Source organism: Actinomadura rubrobrunea NBRC 15275 (assembly GCF_001552235.1).
Classification (GTDB): domain Bacteria; phylum Actinomycetota; class Actinomycetes; order Streptosporangiales; family Streptosporangiaceae; genus Spirillospora; species Spirillospora viridilutea.
This window is the reverse complement of sequence record NZ_BCQU01000011.1, coordinates 12,610-32,486: the sequence shown is the minus strand read 5'-3', so window position 1 is coordinate 32,486 and position 19,877 is coordinate 12,610. Positions and strand designations below refer to the sequence as shown.

The 19,877-nt window shown below is 74.8% G+C and carries 6 protein-coding genes; 3 read left to right on the top strand and 3 right to left on the bottom strand.

Annotated elements, in window-relative coordinates; genetic code table 11:
• The first annotated feature begins 39 nt into the window (after window positions 1-39).
• Both AR3_RS05195 and AR3_RS05190 read left to right on the top strand, forming a co-directional pair.
• A complete protein-coding gene (locus AR3_RS05195; protein ID WP_217998455.1) occupies window positions 40-14,031 on the top strand; it encodes a non-ribosomal peptide synthetase in 13,992 nt (4,663 codons plus the stop codon).
• A complete protein-coding gene (locus AR3_RS05190; protein ID WP_067909223.1) occupies window positions 14,028-14,252 on the top strand; it encodes an MbtH family protein in 225 nt (74 codons plus the stop codon). Before AR3_RS05195 ends, AR3_RS05190 begins: the two co-directional genes overlap by 4 nt.
• 4 nt (window positions 14,253-14,256) lie before the next feature.
• Here AR3_RS05190 and AR3_RS05185 read toward each other — a convergent pair whose 3' ends face one another.
• The 3 genes from AR3_RS05185 to AR3_RS05175 are packed head-to-tail and all read right to left on the bottom strand — an operon-like array spanning window position 14,257 to window position 18,506.
• Window positions 14,257-16,062 (bottom strand): ABC transporter ATP-binding protein, encoded by a 1,806-nt coding sequence (locus AR3_RS05185; protein ID WP_067909221.1) that lies wholly within the window; start codon window positions 16,060-16,062, stop codon window positions 14,257-14,259.
• A 13-nt stretch (window positions 16,063-16,075) separates the two neighbouring features.
• Entirely contained in the window at window positions 16,076-17,761 is a 1,686-nt protein-coding gene (locus tag AR3_RS32545) for an ABC transporter ATP-binding protein (RefSeq protein WP_067909218.1), read from the bottom strand.
• Window positions 17,748-18,506 (bottom strand): hypothetical protein, encoded by a 759-nt coding sequence (locus tag AR3_RS05175; RefSeq protein ID WP_146150356.1) that lies wholly within the window; start codon window positions 18,504-18,506, stop codon window positions 17,748-17,750. Before AR3_RS05175 ends, AR3_RS32545 begins: the two co-directional genes overlap by 14 nt.
• Window positions 18,507-19,034: 528 nt before the next feature.
• On the opposite strand from AR3_RS05175, the gene AR3_RS29350 reads away from it, so the two are divergent.
• On the top strand, window positions 19,035-19,847 hold the full coding sequence (locus AR3_RS29350) for an endonuclease/exonuclease/phosphatase family protein (RefSeq protein WP_083950960.1): 813 nt from the start codon (window positions 19,035-19,037) through the stop codon (window positions 19,845-19,847).
• Window positions 19,848-19,877 lie beyond the last annotated feature (30 nt).

Below are 19,877 nucleotides of genomic sequence, written 5' to 3'. Positions count from 1 at the left end.
CGGTGAGCAGGCGAACTCGTCCGTGTCGGAGGTGCGGTCGTGACTCAGGAAAACGAATGCTCGGTGCCGTCGGCGACGCTGCCGGAGATGTTCCGGGAACGCGTCCGGTCGGCCCCGGACGCGGTGGCGCTGGTGTTCGAGGACGTCGAACTCACCTACGCCGAGGTGAACGCCCGGGCGAACCGGCTGGCGCACGCCCTGGCCGAACGCGGCGTGGGGCCCGAGCGGGTCGTGGCGCTGGCGCTGCCGCGCTCCCCGGACATGATCATCGCCGAGCTGGCGGTGCTCAAGGCGGGCGGCGCCTACCTGCCGCTCGACCCCGACTACCCGGCCGAGCGCCTCGCCTTCATGCTGGCCGACGCCGCCCCCGTCTGCCTGGTCACCACCGGCGCACTGGCGCAGTCCGTCCCGGACGCCGCGGGCATGCCGCGCCTGCTGCTGGACGACCCGGCCGTGGTCGCCGAACTGGACGCCCGCCCGGAGTCCGACCCCGACGTCGCGCTCGACGTCCGCAACGCCGCGTACGTCATCTACACCTCCGGATCCACGGGCCGCCCCAAGGGCGTCGTGGTGACGCACTCCGGCGTCGCCAAGCTCGTCGCCACGCAGACCGAGCGGCTCGGCGTCGGACCGCACAGCCGGGTCCTGCAGTTCGCCTCGCCGAGCTTCGACGTCGCGTTCTGGGACCTGTGCCTGGGGCTGCTGTCGGGCGGGCGGCTCGTGATCGCTCCCTCGGAGCGCCGCGTCCCCGGCCCGGAGCTGTCGGAGTACGCCCACGCGCACGACGTCAACTTCATGATCCTGCCGCCCGCGCTGCTGGCCGCGATGCCGGAGGACTGCACGCTGCCGCTGGACTCCACGCTGCTGGCCGGCACCGAACGGGTGCCCGCGGAGCTGGTCGCCCGCTGGTCGCCGGGGCGGCGGATGTTCAACGCCTACGGCCCGACCGAGGCCACCGTCAACTCCACGCTCGGCGAATGCCCCGACGACCCGCCGCCCGGCTCCACGGTGCCGATCGGGTACGCCGACCCCGGCACCCGGGCCTACGTGCTGGACGACGCCCTGCGCCCCGTCCCGCCGGGCGTGACGGGGGAGCTGTACCTCGGCGGCCCGGGCCTGGCCCGCGGCTACCTCAACCGCCCCGGCCTGACCGCCGAGCGGTTCGTCGCCGACCCGTTCGGCCCGCCGGGCGGACGGCTGTACCGGACCGGCGACCTGGTGCGGCGGCGCCCGGAGGACGACCAGCTGGAGTTCGTCGGACGCGCCGACGACCAGGTGAAGATCCGCGGCTTCCGCGTCGAGCCCGGCGAGATCGAGGCCGTCCTCGGCGGCCACCCCGCGGTCGCCCAGACGGCGGTCGCCGTGCGCGAGGACCGGCCGGGCGACCGCCGCCTGGTCGCCTACGTCGTCCCCGCCGCGGGGCCGCGCGCCCGCCGCGACGAGCACCGCGAGCGCCGGCAGCTCGACGAGTGGAAGCAGGTGCACGAACTGCTCTACTCGGCCGTGGGAACCGGGGACGGCGGTCTCGCGGAGAGCTTCGCCGGATGGAACAGCACCTACGACGGCACGCCGATCCCGCTGGAGGAGATGCGGGAGTGGCGGAACGCGACCGTCGACCGCGTCCTGGCCCTGCGGCCGCGCCGGGTGCTGGAGATCGGCGTCGGCAGCGGCCTGATCCTCTCCGGCGTCGCGCCGCACTGCGAGGCGTACTGGGGCACCGACCTGTCGGAGGAGGCCGTCGAGGGGCTGCGGCGCCGGGTGCGCGCCGTGCCCGAGCTGGCCGACAGGGTGGAGCTGCGGGCCCAGCCCGCGCACGACGTCGAGGACCTGCCCCGCGGGTACTTCGACACGATCGTCGTCAACTCGGTGGTGCAGTACTTCCCCAGCGCCGACTACCTCGTGCAGGTGCTGCGGTCCGCGGTGGACCTGCTCGCCCCCGGAGGCAGCGTGTTCGTCGGGGACGTGCGCAACCTGCGGCTGCTGCGGTGCCTGCGCGCCGCCGTGGAGGTCGCCCGGCGCGGCGGACGGCTCGATCCGTCCGCCGTGCGCGACGCGCGCGCGGCGGTCGAGCAGGCGGTGCGCTGGGAAGGCGAGCTGCTGCTCGACCCCGACTTCTTCGCGTCGCTGGCGCGCACTCTCGAGGACGTGCGCGGCGTCGACGTGCGCATCAAGCGCGCCCGGCACCACAACGAGCTGAGCCGGTACCGCTATGACGTCGTCCTGAGCACCCGTCCGCACCCCGCCGCGCCGTCCGCCCTCGACCTGCGCTGGGGCACCGACGTCCCCGACCTGCCGGCGCTCGCGGACCGGCTGTCCGAGGGCCCCGCGCTGCTGCGGCTCACCGGCGTGCCCAACGCCCGCCTGACCCCGGACCTGAACGCGCTGCGGACCCTGTGGCCCGACGCGCCGGCGCCCGACGGCGTCGACCCGGACGCCTTCCACGCCATCGGCGAGGAGTTCGGCTACACGGTGGAGGCCACCTGGACCGGCGGCAGGACCGACGGCGCCGTCGACGTGGTGTTCGCCGCCGCCGGGGTGGACCCGGGCCCGATCTACCGGCCTCGCGACGACGACCTCGACCCGCCCACGGCGTACGCCAACACGCCGTCGGGCTTCCGCGACGTGGGCGCGCTCATGCACACGCTGCGGTCCTACCTGCGCGAGAAGCTGCCCCACTACATGGTCCCCGCGGCGTTCGTGCCGCTCACCGCGCTGCCGGTGCTGCCCAGCGGGAAGCTCGACCGCGAGGCCCTGCCCGCGCCCGACTACACCGCACTCGCCTCCTCCCGCCGCACCGCCCCCGCCCGCCCGCCCCGCGACGCGCGCGAGGAGCTCCTGCTCGGCATCTACGCCGACGTGCTCGGAGTGTCGGACGTCGGCGTGGACGACGACTTCATCGAGCTCGGCGGCGACAGCATCCTGGCCATCCAGGTGCTCATCCGCGCCCGCGCCGCCGGGCTGGCGCTGTCGGCCGGCGACGTCTTCCGCCACCGCACCGTCGCCGCGCTCGCGGCGGCGGCCTCCGACACCGCCCGGACGGCGGCGCCCGCGGCCGACGCCGAACCGCTGATCCGGCCGACGCGGGAGGACGTCGACCGGCTGACCCGCCTCGCCGGGGACATCGAGGAGATCCTCCCGCTCACCCCGCTTCAGGAGGGGTTCTTCTACCACGCGCTCGTCGACGGGGCGTCCGGCAGCGTCTACGTGGTCCAGCACGTCATCGAGCTGCGCGGACGCCTGGACCCGGAGGCGCTGCGCCGCGCTGCCCAGGCCGTGCTCGACCGCCACGCCCCGCTCCGCGCCGGGTTCGCCCGGCTGGACGACGGCCGCATGGTGCAGTTCGTCCCGCGCGACCGGCCCGACCTGCCCTGGCGGCTGATCGACCTGAGCGGCCTGGACGAGGGCGAACGCACGGCGCGCGCCGCCGCCGTCGCCGCCGAGGAGCGGCTGCGCGGCTTCGACCTCGAACGCCCGCCGCTGCTGCGCTGCACGCTCGTGCGCCTCGGCCCCGAGCACCACTCCCTGGTGCTCATGTTCCACCACATCGTGGCGGACGGCTGGTCGGTGCAGATCATGCTCCGCGAGCTGCTGCACTACTACAAGGCCGACGACCACGCCGACGACCACGCCGACGACGGCGCCCGCGGCGACCTGGAACCGGCCACCCCGTACCGCGACTACCTGGCCTGGCTGGCGGGCCGCGACCGCGAGGCGTCGCTGGAGGCCTGGCGCGCGGCGCTCGACGACCTGGCGGGGCCGACCCGCCTGGTCGAGACCCTGCCGCCCCCGCGCGGCGCCGCGGACGCCGACCCCGACCCGAGCCGCCGCAGGGCCGACGTGCGCGTCCAGCTGTCCGAGCGGGCCACCGCCGCCCTCGCCGCGTGCGCGCGGCGCCACGGGCTCACCCTCGGCACCCTCGTGCAGGGCGCCTGGGGCCTGCTGCTCGGCCGGATGACCGGCCGCACCGACGTGGTGTTCGGCACCGCCGTCTCCGGCCGCGGCGCGGACGTGCCCGGCATCGAGTCGATGGTCGGCATGTTCGTCAACACGCTGCCGGTGCGGATGCGGTGGCGTCCGGGGGAGCCGGCGGCCGAGACGCTGGCCCGGTTCCAGGACGAGCAGTCGGCGCTGCTCGACCACCAGTACCTGGGGCTGGCGCGCATCCAGCGGCTCGCCGGGGCGGGGGACCTGTTCGACACCCTCGTCGTCCTGGAGAACTACCCCGAGGAGCCGGACCTGCGCGACCCCTCGGGCACCGTCGCCGTCACCGACATCGACTTCGCCAACGTCGAGCAGTACCCGCTCGCCCTGGTCGTGCTGCCCGGCCGCAGGCTGGCGCTGCGCATCGACCACGACACCGCCAGGCTCGACACCGCCGCCGCCGAGCGGATCGCCGCCCGGCTGACGGCGCTCCTGGAGGCGGTGGCCGCCGACCCCGAATGCCCGGTCGCGCGGATCGAACCGCCGTCCGCGGACGAGCGGGCGCGCGCGGCGCTCACCGCCGAGCCGTTGGAGGCGATCGCGCCGACCCTCGACGCCGCCGTCGCCGCCCAGGCCGCGCGGACCCCCAACGCGACCGCCGTCGCCGGGGACCGTCCGCTGACCTACGCCGAGCTCGACCGCGCCGCCAGGGCCGTCGCGCGGCGCCTCCGGGGCGCCGGGACGCGCCCGGCCGACGTCGTCGCGGTCGCCGTGCCGCGCTCGGCCGACCTGGTGGTCGCCCTGCTGGGGGCGTTGAAGGCGGGCGCCGCCTACCTTCCGCTCGACGTGGACCTGCCCCCGGAACGCCTGACGTACATGCTCACCGACTCGGGCGCCCGCACGGTCCTCACGACACGGGAGGCGGCGGAGCGGCTGCCCGACGTCGACGGCGTCGCCCGCGTCCTGCTCGACGAGCCGGACGCCCGGCACGCCGCTGACGAGGACGCCCCGTCAGCCGAACCGGCGGCCGGGCCGGAGCACCCCGCGTACCTGATCTACACCTCGGGCTCGACGGGCCGTCCCAAGGGCGTGCTCGTTCCGCACCGCGCGATCGTCAGCCAGCTCACCTGGCTGCGCGAACGGTTCCCGCTCGGCGCGGACGACCGCGTGCTGCACCACCTGTCGGCGAGCTTCGACGCCTCGCTGCTGGAGCTGTTCTGGCCGCTGTGCGCCGGCGCCGCCATCGTGCCGGTGCGCCGCCCGGGCGGCCACCGCGACCCCGCCCACCTGCGGCGGCTCATCCGCGAGCACGGCGTCACCACGATGGCGATGGTGCCGTCGATGCTGGCGGCGTTCCTGCAGTCCGCACTGGACGCGGGCGACCTGGAGTCGGTCCGCGGCCTGCGCCGCGTCTTCAGCGGCGGCGAACGGCTCACCGGCGCGTTCGCCGACCGCTGGCGCGAGCTGACCGGCGTGCCCGTCCACAACGTGTACGGGCCGACCGAGACGACCATCCAGGTGACCCACTGGGAGTACGACGGCTCCCACCGGGGCGGCGCGGTGCCGATCGGCCGACCGGTGGCCGGCACCCGCCTGTACGTCCTGGACGACAGCCTGCGGCCGGTGCCGCCAGGCGCCACGGGCGAGCTCTACGTCGGCGGCGCCCAGCTCGCCCACGGCTACCACGGGCGCCCCGCCCTGTCGGCCGAGCGGTTCGTGGCGGACCCGTTCGGCCCGCCCGGGCAGCGCATGTACCGCACCGGCGACCTCGTCCGACGGCACCCGTCCGACGAAGCCGACTGGGACGGTGCCGACCTGGACGGTGCCGACCTGCTGGTGTACGTCGGCCGCGCCGACCGGCAGGTCAAGATCCGCGGCAACCGGATCGAGCCCGGCGAGGTCGAGGCCCGCATCGCCGACCGGCCGGGCGTGCGGCGCGCCGCCGTCGTCGACCGGCACGACGGGCCGGGCGGCGCCCGGCTGGTCGCCTACGTCGTGCCCGAGCCCGGCGCCCGCCTGGACGCCGCCGAGCTGCGCGCCTTCCTGGCGCGGACGCTGCCGGACGCGATGGTCCCGTCCGACGTCGTCGTGCTGGACGAGCTTCCGCTGACCCCCAGCGGCAAGCTCGACCGCGACGCCCTGCCCGCCCCCGCGCCCGCCGCCGCGCGCACCGCGCGGCCGCCGCGCACCGAGCGCGAGCGGCTGCTGTGCGGCATCTTCGCCGAGGTGCTCGGCCTCGACGAGGTCGGCGCCGACGACGACTTCTTCGCGCTGGGCGGCGACAGCATCCTGACGGTCATGGTGTCGGGCCGGGCGACGCGCGCCGGACTGGCGATCGGCCCGCAGGAGGTGTTCGAGCACCGCACTCCCGCCGCCCTCGCCGCCGCGGCGCGGGAGGCCGCCGACGGACGCGGACCGGACGCGACCGCCCCCCTCGTCGCTTTGACCGACGAGGAACGCGACCGCCTGGCGCGGATCAGCCCCCTGCCGGTGGAAGAGGTCTGGCCGCTGTCGCCGCTGCAGGAAGGGCTTTTCTTCCACTCCAGCTACGACACCGGCGCCCTCGACGTCTACACCGCCCAGGTCGCCTTCGACTTCCCCTACCGTCTGGACGCCGACCGGCTGCGCGCCGCCTGCGCGGCGCTGCTGGCCCGGCACACCGCGCTGCGCGCCGGGTTCACCGGCGACGGCCTCCGGCAGCCCGTGCAGTTCATCGCCGCGGGCCCCGAACCCCCGCTGGAGGAGTTCGACCTGTCCGCGCTGGACGCCGAGCGGCGGCGCGCGGCCGTCGACGACATCCTGGCGGCCGACCGCAGACGCCGCTTCGACCTGGCGCGGCCCCCGCTGTTCCGCATCCTGCTCGTCCGGCTCGGCGACAACACCGACCGGCTCGTCCTCACCCACCACCTGATCCTGTGGGACGGATGGTCCGCCTGGCTGTTCTTCGAACAGCTCATCGCCCTGTACGAACGCCGCGGCGACGACTCCGGCCTGCCCCCGGCCGGCTCGTACCGCGACTACCTGGCGTGGCTGAAGGAACAGGACGCCGACCGCGCCGCCGCCGCGTGGCGCGACGCGCTGGCCGGCCTGGACGAGCCGACCCTCGTCGGCCCCGTCGACCGCGCCCTGGAGCCGGTCGTCCCCGAACGCCGCCGGGCCGAACTGCCGCTCCCCGTCACCGAACGGCTGTACGAGGCGGTGCGCCGCCACGGCCTGACCCTCAACACGGTGTTCAGCGCGGCGTGGGCGCTGGTGCTGTCCAACGCCGCCGGCCGCGGCGACGTGGTGTTCGGCACCGCCGTGGCCGGCAGGCCCGCGGACGTCCCCCGCGTGGAGTCCGTCATCGGGATGTTCCTCAACACCGTGCCCGTCCGCGTCGCCCTGGACCCCCGCGAGACCGTCCCCGACCTGCTGCGCCGCGTCCAGGGCGAACGCGTCGCGCTCATGCCGCACGACTACCTGGGCCTCGGCGACATCCAGCAGGCGTCCGGGCACGCCCGCCTCTTCGACACCCTCTACGTGCTGCAGAACCTCGGCGACGAGGACGACATGGCCGAGCTGCGGCGCCGGCACGGCATCGCCGAGGCCGAGGGGCGGGACGCCACCCACTACCCGATCACCTTCATCGTCACGCCGGGCACGCCCGTGCGGATGAAGCTGGACTACCGCCCCGACGTGATCGACGGGGCGTTCGCCGACGCCCTGCTGCGGCGCTTCGCCACCGCCGTCGAACGGCTCGTCGACGGCCTGGACGGCGCGACCCCGTCCCGCGTCGGCGCGCTCGACCTGCTGGAGCCCGAAGAGCGGCGCGCCCTGGCCGCCGAGTGGGACTCCACCCGCCGCCCCCTGCCCAACGAGACCGTCTCGGAGATGCTCGCGGCCCAGGCAGCGCGCACCCCCGACGCGGTGGCGATCGTCGCGAAGGACGCGACCCTCACCTACGCGGAGCTGAACGCCCGCATCAACCGGCTGGCCCGGCTGCTGCTGGCGCACGGCGCGGGCCCCGAACGGGTGGTGGCGCTGGCGCTGCCGCGCTCGGCCGACACGGTGGCCGCGCTGTTCGCGGTGCTGCGCACCGGCGCCGCGTACCTGCCGCTCGAACTGGACCACCCCGCCGAACGGCTGGCGCGCATGCTCGCCGACGCCGACCCGATCTGCGTGGTGACCACCACCGCCGTCGCCGCGTCCGTGCTGCCCGACCGGCCGCGCCGGATCGCGCTGGACGACCCGGCGGCCGTCGAGGCGCTCGCGTCCCTGCCCGGCGACGACGTCACCGACGCCGAACGCCCCGGCTTCGAACGCACACGGCCCGACCGCCTGGAGCACCCGGCCTACGTCATCTACACCTCCGGTTCCACCGGCCGCCCCAAGGGCGTCGTGACGCCCTACCGCGGCCTGACCAACATGCAGCTCAACCACAGGGAGGCCATCTTCGGCCCCGCGATCTCGTCCGTGCGCGCCGGGCGCCCGGGCGAGACGGGCCGGATGCGGATCGCGCACACGGTCTCCTTCGCCTTCGACATGTCGTGGGAGGAGCTGCTGTGGCTGGTCGAAGGCCACGAGGTGCACGTCTGCGACGAGGAGCTGCGCCGTGACGCCGAGGCGCTGGTGGCGTACTGCGACCGGCACCGCATCGACGTCGTCAACGTCACCCCGACCTACGCGCACCACCTGATCGAGGAGGGCCTGCTCGACCACGACCCCGACGCCGGACGGCACCGCCCCGCGCTGGTCCTGCTGGGCGGGGAGGCCGTCACCGAGACCGTGTGGGCCCGGCTGCGCGACACCGACGGCACGTTCGGCTACAACCTGTACGGCCCCACCGAGTACACGATCAACACGCTCGGCGGCGGAACCCTCGACAGCGACACCCCCACCGTCGGCCGCCCCATCTGGAACACCCGCGCCTACGTGCTGGACGCCGCACTGCGCCCGGTGCCGGACGGCGCGCCCGGCGAGCTGTACATCGCGGGCGTCGGCCTGGCCCGCGGCTACCACCGCCGCCCCGCGCTGACCGCCGAACGGTTCGTCGCCGACCCGTTCGGCGCGCCCGGCGACCGCATGTACCGCACCGGCGACCTGGTCCGCCGCCGACCCGACGGCAACCTGGACTTCCTCGGCCGCACCGACGACCAGGTCAAGATCCGCGGCTACCGGGTGGAGCCCGCCGAGATCGGCGCCGCCCTGGAGGAGCACCCGGCGGTCGCGCACGCGGCCGTCGTCGCCGACGCCTCCGGGCCGGGCCAGGCCAAGCGCCTGGTCGGCTACGTCGTCCCGGAGACCTGGCCGGTCGCGGACGCCGACGCGTTCACCGCCGCGCTGCGCGCCCACCTCAAGGAGCGCCTGCCGGACTACATGGTCCCGGCGGCGCTGGTGCCGGTGGAGCGCCTGCCGCTGACCGTCAACGGCAAGCTCGACGTGCGGGCGCTGCCCGCGCCGGCCGTCACCGCCGCCGCCGAGAGCCGCCCGCCGCGCACGCCCGCCGAGGAGGTCCTGTGCGGCCTGTTCGCCGAGCTGCTCGGCGTGGAGCGGGTCGGCGTCGACGACGACTTCTTCGACCTGGGCGGCCATTCGCTGCTGGCCACGCGGCTGATCGGCCGCGCCCGCGCCGCGCTCGGCGCCGAACTGGCCATCCGCGACCTGTTCGAGGCGCCCACCGTCGCCGAACTGGCCGAACGCGCCGCCGCCACCGTCGGCGACACGCGCCCCGCCCTGGTGCCGGCGGACGAGCGGCCCGCCGAGCCGCCCCTGTCGCCCGCCCAGCGGCGCCTCTGGATGATCGAGCAGCTCGCGTCCTCGGCCGCGTACAACTTCCCGCTGGTCATGCGGCTGCGGGGTCCGCTCGACGCGGACGCCCTCCGCGCCGCCCTCGGCGACGTCATGGCGCGCCACGAGGCCCTGCGGACGCTCATCGCCGACCACGAGGGCCGCCCGTACCAGCGCGTCGTCCCCGCCGAGGACGCCCGCCCCGAGTTCCGCGTCGTCGAGGCCGCCGAGGAGCGGCTGCCCGCCGTGCTCGCCGACGTCCTGGGACGCCGCTTCGACCTGTCCCGCGACCTGCCGCTGCGCGCCACCGTGGTGCGACTGGCGGACGACGAGCACGTCGTGGCGCTTCTGCTGCACCACATCGCCACCGACGAATGGTCGGACGGACCGTTCCTGCGCGACCTGTCCACCGCCTATGAAGCGCGCAAGGCCGGACGCGCCCCCGAATGGGAGCCGCTGCCCGTCCAGTACGTCGACTACACGCTCTGGCAGCAGACCCTGCTCGGCGACCGCTCCGACCCCGACAGCCTGGCCGCCCGCCAGCTCGCGTACTGGCGCAAGACCCTGGACGGCGCGCCGGAGCGTCTCGAGCTGCCCACCGACCGGCCCCACCCGGCACGGCCCGGCATGGCCGGCGGCGAGCACACCGTCGACCTGGACCCGGACCACACCGCGGCGCTGCGCCGCATCGCCCAGCGCGGCGGCGCCAGCATGTTCATGGTGTGCCACGCGCTGGTCGCCGCGCTGCTGCACCGCCTCGGCGCCGGCGACGACCTGCCGCTCGGCGCCCCCGTCTCCGGCCGCGCCGACGGGGCGCTGGACGACCTGGTCGGCTTCTTCGTCAACACCCTGGTGCTGCGCACCGACGTGTCCGGCGACCCGACGTTCGCCGAGCTGCTCGCCCGCGTCCGGGAGACCGACCTGGCCGCGTTCTCCCACCAGGACGTGCCGTTCGAGGCCGTGGTGGAGGAGCTGAACCCGGTCCGCTCGCCCGACCGCAACCCGCTGTTCCAGGTCATGGTCGGCTACCGCGCCAACGCGTCCGCCGGCTTCGCCCTGCCCGGCCTGGAGACGCGACCGGAGCCCGTCGAGGCCCGCACCGCCAAGTTCGACCTGGTGTTCAGCTTCGCCGAGGACCCGCGCACCGGACGGCTCGCGTGCGTGCTGGAGTACCGCTCGGACCTGTTCGACCGGTCGACGGTCGCGAGGCTGGGGGAGCGGCTCGGCCGCGTCGTCGCCGCCGTGGCCGCCGACCCGCAGGTCCGCGTCGGCGACATCGACGTGCTGGTCGGCGACGAACGCGAACGCGTCCTCACCGGCTTCAACCGCACCGACCGGGTGGTGCCGGAGCAGACCATCGTCGAGATGTTCCAGCGGCGCGCGGCCGAACGCCCCGACGCCGTCGCCGTCGTGGACGGCCCCCGCACCGTCACCTACGCGGAACTGGACGCCCTGTCGGACCGCATGGCGCGGCTGCTGGCCCTGCACGGGGTGCGGGCCGAGAGCGTGGTCGCCGTGGCCGTGCCGCGCTCGGCGGAGATGGTCGCGGTGATGCTGGGCGTCAACAAGCTCGGCGCCGCGTTCCTGCCCCTCGACCTGGCGCATCCGGCCGACCGCCTCGCCTACATGCTCGGCGACTCCCGCGCCGCCGCGGTCGTGGCGACCGAGGAGGTCGCGGGCAAGGTGCCCGAGGTCGACGGCGTCCGCCGGGTGGTGCTCGACGCCCCCGAAGCGGCCGCCGAACTCGCCGACATCCAACCGGAACCGGGCTCCCTGCCCTGGGTGGCGCTCGACCAGGCCGCGTACGTCATCTACACGTCCGGGTCGACGGGACGGCCCAAGGGCGTCGTCGTCCCGCACGAGGGCATCGGCAGCCTCGTCGCCACCGCCGTCGACCGCATGGGCCTCACCCCCGACAGCCGCGTGCTGCAGTTCGCCTCCATCGGCTTCGACGTGACGATCTTCGAGCTGACCATGGCGCTGTGCCACGGCGGCCGGCTGGTGCTCGTCCCGGACGAGGCGCGCGTGCCGGGCCGCGAGCTGACCGACTTCATGCGCGAGCAGGGCATCACGCACGCGATCCTGCCGCCGTCGCTGGTGGCGGCGCTGCCCTCCGACTGCGTCCTGCCCGAAGGCGCCACCGTGCTCGTCGGCACCGAGACCGTCCCGCCGGACGTCATCGCCCGCTGGGCCGGGCACCTGCGGCTGCTCGCGGCCTACGGGCTGACCGAGGCCACGGTGAACTCCACGCTGTGGCCCGCCGAGCCCGGCTGGACGGACGCCGTGCCGATCGGCGCGCCCGACCCCAACACCCAGGTGTTCGTGCTGGACGAGCGGCTGCGCCCGGTGCCGCCCGGCGTCCCCGGCGAGCTGTACGTCACCGGACGCGGCCTCGCCCGCGGCTACCTCGGCCGGCCCGCCCTCACCGCCGAACGGTTCGTCGCCTGCCCGTTCGGCCCGCCCGGCACCCGCATGTACCGCACCGGCGACCGCGCCCGCTGGCGCCCGGACGGCGACCTCGACTTCCTCGGCCGCGTCGACGACCAGGTCAAGATCCGCGGGGTCCGCATCGAGCCCGGCGAGATCGCCGCGGCCCTGACCCGGCACCCCGACGTGCGGCAGGCCGCCGTCGTCGCCGACTGCGGCGGGCGCGACACCCGGCTCATCGGCTACGCGGTGCCCGAACCCGGCTCCCGCGACCTCGACCCGGCCGAGATCCGCGCCCACGCCGCGACGCTGCTGCCCGACTCCATGGTCCCGGCCGCGGTGGTGGTGCTCGACGGGCCGCTGCCGCTCACCCCGAACGGCAAGCTGGACCGCCGCGCGCTGCCCGCCCCCGACTGGTCGGCGCTGACCGGGACGGCCAAGCCGGAGACCGCGCTGCAGCGCACGCTGGCGGCCCTGTTCGCCGAGGTCCTCGACGTGCCGGAGGTCGGCGTCCACGACAACTTCTTCGAACTGGGCGGCCACTCCATGTCGGCGATGCGGCTGCTGGGCCGGATCCGCACGACCCTGGACGCCGGGCTCGCCCTGCGCGACGTGTTCGACGCCCCCACGGTCGCCGCCCTCGCCGAACGCCTGGCCGAACGCCGAGGCGAGCGCCCCGACGGCGAGCGGCCGCCGCTGCGTCCCGCGGCGGAGCGCCCCCAGGTCGTCCCGCTCGCCCCCGCGCAGGAATGGCAGCGGACCCGCCGCCGGCGCAACCCGGACGCGCCGTACGACATGGCATGGGCCTTCCGGCCCTCCGAAGGGCTCGACCGCGCGGCCGTCGCCGCCGCCCTGGCCGACCTCGCCGAACGCCACGAACCGCTCCGCACCATCGCCGCCGACGACGGCCACCGCGGCGCGCCCCTGGAACTGGAAGAACACGACGTCCCCGACCTGGACGCGGGCCTTCGCGCCCTCGCCGCCGAAAAGGCGGACCTGGACGCCCGCCCGCCGCTTCGGGCGCGCCTGCTCACCGCCCCGGACGGCGCGCAGGCCCTCCTGCTGGCGATGCACCACATCGGCGCGGACGAATGGTCCCTGGTACCGCTGTTCCGCGACTTCACCATCGCCTACCAGGCCCGGTGCCGCGGCGACGAACCGCAGTGGAGCCCGCTGCCCGTCACCTACACCGACTACACGCTGTGGGCGCGGGAACGCGCCGCCGAGGCGGAGGAGCGGCAACTGGCGTACTGGCGCGAAACCCTGGACGGCATGCCCCGCCGGATCCCGCTCCCGTACGACCGGGAACCCTCCCCCGACCACCGCCCCCACGGCGACCACCTCGAATTCACCTTCGACCCCGACCTGCACGAGGCGATCGACGCGCTCGCCGCCCGCACCCGGACGAGCATGTTCATGGTGCTCCACGCGGCGTTCGCCATGCTGCTCACCCGGCACGGAGCGGGCACCGACCTGCCCATCGCCTCGCCCGTCGCGGGCCGGGACGACGAGGCGCTCACCGACCTCATCGGCTGCTTCTCCGACATCGTCCTGCTGCGCACCGACACCGGCGGCGACCCGGACCTCGCCGAGCTGCTGGCGCGCGTCCGGGACGCCGACCTGGCCGCCTTCGAACGGCAGGACGTGCCGTTCGCCCGCGCGGCGTCCGCGCTCGGCCTGCAGGAGCCGCAGGTGATGGTGGTGCACCACGAGGTGCCCGCCGACGACCGGGTGACCGCCTTCCAGCACGTCCCGACCGGCGCGCTCACCGCCGACCTGACGCTGAGCTTCTACGAGCCCCACGGGCCCGGCCCGGTCGACTGCGTGCTGCGCTACGACGCGGGACTGTTCGACCGCGCCACCGTCCAGAGCCTCGCCGACGAACTCACCGACATCCTGAGGAGGAACACCCGATGAGCACCAACCCGTTCGAAGACCCCGAGGGCCGCTACCTCGTCCTCGTCAACGACGAGGGGCAGCACTCGCTGTGGCCGTCGTTCGCCGACGTGCCCGCGGGCTGGACGGTCGTCTTCGGCGAGGACACCCGCGACGCCTGCCTGGCCTACGTCGAGGAGAACTGGACCGACCTGCGGCCGCGCAGCCTCGTCGAGGCCATGGACGGACCGTCGGCGGGGTGACCGCTCAACCGTCGGCGCCGCCGTCGCGGCCGTCCGACCACGCACGCCACAGCCGGGCGTACCGGCCGCCGGCGCGCACCAGCTCGTCGTGCGCGCCGGCTTCCACGATCCGCCCGCCGTCCAGCACCACGATCCGGTCGGCCGACGCCGCCTGGGTGAGCCGGTGCGCCACCACCAGCGCGGTCCGGCCCTCGACCGCGGCGGCGGCCGACGCCTCCAACGCCCGCGCCCCCGCGCTGCCCGCCTCGGCCGTCGCCTCGTCCAGCACCACGACCCGCGGATCCGCCAGCACCAGCCGGGCCAGCGCCAGCTGCTGCGCCTGCGCTGCGGTCAGCCGATGGCCGCTCTCGCCCACCACGGTGTCCAGGCCCTCCGGCAGCGCCAACGCCCACTCCAAGGCCCCCACCCGGGCGAGCGCGTCGCGCAACTCCTCGTCGGTCGCGTCCGGACGGGCCAACCGCAGGTCGTCGGCGAGCGGACCGGCGAACACGTGCACTTCCTGCGTCACCAGCGCCACGTCGCCCCGCGACCCGCTACCGTCGCCGACGGCGACATGTCCGCGGTCCGGCTGATGGATGCCCGCGATCAGCCTCGCCAGCGTCGTCTTGCCCGCGCCGCTGGCGCCGACCAGCGCCACCTTCTCCCCGTCCGCGATGTGGAGGTCGATGTCGTGCAGCACCGGATGACCCGGCCGATAGGAGTACCCGACCCCGCTGACCCGCACGGACCCGTCGCCGACCTGCCCTGGCGCGTCCCGGACGGGGGAGGGCGCCGGCGCGGCGTCCGCCACGCCCACCAGCCGGGCCAGGCCCGCCGTGGCGCTCTGCGCGTCGTCGACCAGGCCCAGCGCGACGTTGATCGGCGTGAACAGATTGTGGAAGTACAGCGCCGCGGCACTGGCCGTGCCGATGCTCACGCTCCCGCCGCGCACCAGCAGGAACCCCGTCACCAGCACCGCCGACAGCCCGACGAACTCCGCCAGGTTCAGCCGCGAGTAGAACCGGGTGGACAGCCGCGCCCCGCGCAGCATCAGGTCGACGGCCGCCCGGGACCGCGCCGCGACGCGCCCGACGTGCTCGTCCTCCAACCGCAGCGCGCGGACCGTGGCGGCGCCGCCCACCGAGCCGAGCAGCTCCTGCTGCTGGGCCCCGACGGCGACCCGCTGCGCCGCGTACAACGGGACGGCCCGGCGCGCGTACCAGCGGACCGTGTGGGCCTGGATGGGGACGGCCAGCAGCGCCACCAGCAGGAAACGCCAGTCCAGCACCGCCAGGGCCACCATCGTCAACCCGATGGTCAGCAGCGAGCGCGCCAGCGCGGGCACCGCCTCCCGCACCACCGAGGTGATCACTGACACGTCGTTGGTGACCCGCGAGGTCAGGTCGCCGGACCCGGCGCGCTCCACCCGCTCCAACGGCAGCCGCAGCGCCCGCTCCACGAACCGCTCGCGCAGCGCCGCCAGCATGCCCTCCCCGGCGCGGGCGACCAGCCCCAGACCGTAGGCGGTCGCCGCCCCCTGCGCCACCGCGATCACCACCAGCCAGACGGCCGGGGCGGTCAGCGCGGACGCGGGACGGCCCGCGGCGACCAGGTCGATGACGTGCCCGAGCACCGGCGCGGTGAGCAGCCCCACAGCGGTCGCGGCGACCAGCGCGGCGAATCCGCCCATCAGCGTGCGCCGGTGCGGTCGCGCCAACTCCCGCACCGCCGCCCAGGTGCGCTTCCCGGACGCGGTCGGCAGCAGCTCCCGCTCCTCGCCGCGCTCGCCCTCGACCGGGGCGGCGAGAGCGCGCTCGTCCGTGACCGTCACTACAAGGCCCTCCTCAGTACAGAACGGCCGCGCGATACGCCGGATGCTCATGGATGAGGTCGGCGTGGGAGCCCTCGGCGACGACCGCACCGCCGTCCAGGACCACCACCCGGTCCGCGGCGGCCAGCAGCGCCGGACTGGTCGCCACCACGATCGTCGTCCGGCCTCGACGCACCTCACGCAGGCCCTGCGCGATCCGCTCCTCCGTCACCGCGTCCACGGCGGTGGTCGGATCGTGCAGCACCAGCACGGGCGCGTCGGCGGCGAGCGCCCGGGCCAGCGCCACTCGCTGCCGCTGCCCGCCCGACAACGACCGCCCGCGCTCGGCCAGCAGCGTCGCGGCACCCTGCGGCAGGTTCGCGGCGACCTCGTCGGCCGCCGCCGCGACCATCGCCCCCCGCACCCCGCCGCCGTCGCCGGCCGCGGCCGCGACATTCTCTAGGAGACTGCCCTCGAACAGGTCCGCGTCGTGCTCGGCGACCACGACGGCGCGGCGGACCTCCGCCGGGTCCAGCGTCGCCAGCGGCACCCCGTCCACCTCGACCGCGCCCGAGTCCGGATCGGCGGAACGGCCGAGCAGACGCAGCAGCCACGTCGCCGCCCTCGGATCCGTGGTCACGACGCCGACCATCTCGCCGGGCGCGACGTCCAGATCCAACCCCCGCAGCACGCCGTCGCCGCACGACACCCCACGCAGCCGCACAGCGCCCCGCACCGGCTCCGGAAGCACCCCGTCACCCCGCTCCACCGCAGGCGGAGCCCCCAACACCGACGCGATGCGCGCCGCCGACGCCCGTCCCTGCGCCAACTCCCCGTTGGCCCACGACAGAATCGACAACGGCGTCAGCAGGAACTGCGCCAAACCCACCGCGGTCACCAGCTGCCCGACCGTGATGTCCCCCGACACCGCCAGCCGTCCGCCCACCAGCGCGACCACGGCGATGAACACGCCCGTCAACGTCAGCATGCCGCCGTCATGCCACGCCTGCGCACGCGCCGCCCGCACGGTCGCCGCCAACGACTCCCGGCTGGTACGCCGGTACCGGTCCACCGCCGCCCGCTCGGCGCGGATGCCCTTGAGCACCCGCAGCCCTGCGATCAGATCGGCGGCCACGCCCGAGGCGTGCGCGGCGCGCTCCTGCTCGGCGGCGCTGCGCCGCTCCAGCGGCTTCCCCAGCAGATGCGCCAACCCGAGCAGCGGCGGCACACCGAGCAGCACCAGCAGCCCCAACGGCACCGAGACCCGCAGCAGCGCCACACCGCCGAACACCAACCCGGCCAGCGCCGCGATCCCCGCCGTCACCGCCACGTGCACGGCGCCGACCCGCTTGGCGTCGCCGGTGGCGATGTTCACCAGTTCCCCCGGCAGCCGCCCCGCCTCCGCACCGCCGCGCGGGTCCAACGTCCGGCGGGTGATGCGCAGCCGCAACTCGTGCGCGGCCTGCTCGGACGCCCGCTCGGCAAGCCGAAAACTGAACCGGTAGCTGTACGACAGCCCCGCGAACGCCGCGGCCAGCACCGCGATCCACACGAGGAGCGCCCGCCCGTCACCCGGCGTGATCGCCTCGTCGATCACCACGCCGATCAGCACCGGCACGAGCGCCTCGCCCGCCTGATGCCCGGTCGCCAGCACGGCCCCGACCGCCGCGCACCGCCACTGCCCGACGAGCGCGCTCCGCAGGACCTCACCCCCGCGCATGGGCGTAGCGCTCCTTCACCGTGACACAACAGGAAGGGCAGGGGTCCTTGCCCAGCGTCACCCAAAGGCAGCACGTACGGCGCCGCATGGCGGGCAGATCCATCAGCCCGTCCACCGGAGCCCCGATCGACCGCAGCAGCGCGCCCGCGGCCTCCGCCGAACCGTCCGTCCCAAGCTCCTGCCCGAACGAGACGATCGGATAAGTCAAAGCCTCCGCCACCGACCCCCACAGGCCGCGGCGTCCCACCCGAGTCAGCGCGTGCAACGCGTCGATCAGCGGCGCATGCACACCACGCAGCAACGTGTCGCCGATGACCTCGCCGAGGTCGTCACCGCTGGCGACCCGAAGCTCCCGCGCCGCCACCTCCACCATGGTCAGCTCGGACCTGCGCAGGAGCGCGGTGTCGGCCGTGAGCAGGGGCACGCGCCGGTTCAGAAGCCAACCGACCGCGACCGGCAGCGACGTCCAGTACGACGCGCCCTTCCACCACAACGCGGCGGCCACGTGCGGCGGCGCCTCCCACTGGTGCTGGACGGCCGCCACCATCTCGGACAGCCGTTCGTACGGCGGAGTCGCCAACTCGGTCACGGTCATCCAGCCGTCGCCGACGACGCCCAGGTCGGGCGCCATCCCCAGCGTGAGCCCGCCGTCCGCGGCGGCGCGCAGCCGACGCGCCAACGGCTCCAACGCCTCCGCGGCGGACCGCCCCGCGGCGACCTCCACCCCAGTCCGAGTCGCGTTCACAGCCCCTCCGCGTTCCGAAGGCACGATCAAATGAGGCAAGGCTAACCTAAAGTGCCTTCACCTGCCGAGATCGTACGCGGGTGGTCTTTCACACCGCAGAGGCCAGCAACGCCCTACCTCACCCAAGAGCCCCGCCGGGGGGAGGCAGCTCCCCACGTCCAGCCGTCCTCCGCTCATTCGTGCGCAGCAAGGTGCTGCATCCGCTCCGCACCCGCCACGCCAACACACGGCACCAACCGGCCGCTTCTACGCAGATAGAGCTCGCGCCACCATACAACGCAGCGATCGCACACACCCCCGGCCAGGGACAGGTGCCGATCACCTTCGAAACGCTCGCCGCGGCCCCGCCAAACGCCGTAACGTTCGGTTGTCCCGCCAAGACCGTTCGCAGTCGCCGGGGATCACCAGGCGTGATGACGTGGACGGCGGATTCGTCCGTCGGCCAGGGCCGGCATCCGCTTCGTGGCTCCACTGGCGCTTGGACGGCCTCGGTGAGGTCGTCCTCGACGACGAGCAGAACCCACGCTCATGTCAGCTGACCAACTCGCCCTCATCGCCCGCACACCTCGGCACAAGGCGTCCGCCACCGCCGCGCGAGTCCTCGTGTTCAACACACAACACGCCTCGCCCGCACGCGCTCGCCGTCAAGCGGCCTGGCTGGCCGACCAACCGGCCGCCGACCTGCTGGTCATCACCGAGGTCGGGGCCGGGCCCGGCAGCCACGCGCTCATCGCGGCCCTGACCGACCACGGCTACGCTTCAGTGCTCGTCCCTAAGGCCCCAGACCGTGACTACCGAGCCGTGCTGGCCTCCCGTAGTGCCGCACTGACTCCAGTGCACAGTGGCGTCACGGTCCTCCCGCATCGCGCTCCTTGTGCGTCCCTAGAGATCGGCGACTGCCCCGTCACCTTGCTGGGGTTGTACGTTCCCTCACGAGGGCCACGACAACGCCGCAACGAAGACAAGCGCGCATTCCAGGCGGCGGTCTCTGCAGCCCTCCCCGCACTGGTCTCCGACGGCACCGGCCTGTTGATCGTTGCGGGAGACCTCAATGTCGTCGAGCCTGGTCACATTCCGCATCACAGCGTCTTCGGCGACTGGGAGTATGACTTTTACCGCTCCTTCGCCCTCGCCGGCCTCACTGACGCATTCCGTCACCTGCACCCACGGGCCGTCGAACATTCCTGGTACGGCCGATCAGGCCTTGGGTATCGCATCGACCATGCGTTCGTCGCCACCTCCCGTCGGGCGCGGATTCTGGCCTGCGACTACCTTCATCAGCCACGAGAACTAGGCCTCACCGACCACTCGGCCCTCGCCCTGAACGTCGCCTGTTCATGACGGCGATGTTTTAGTTGCCCATGCCGGGCT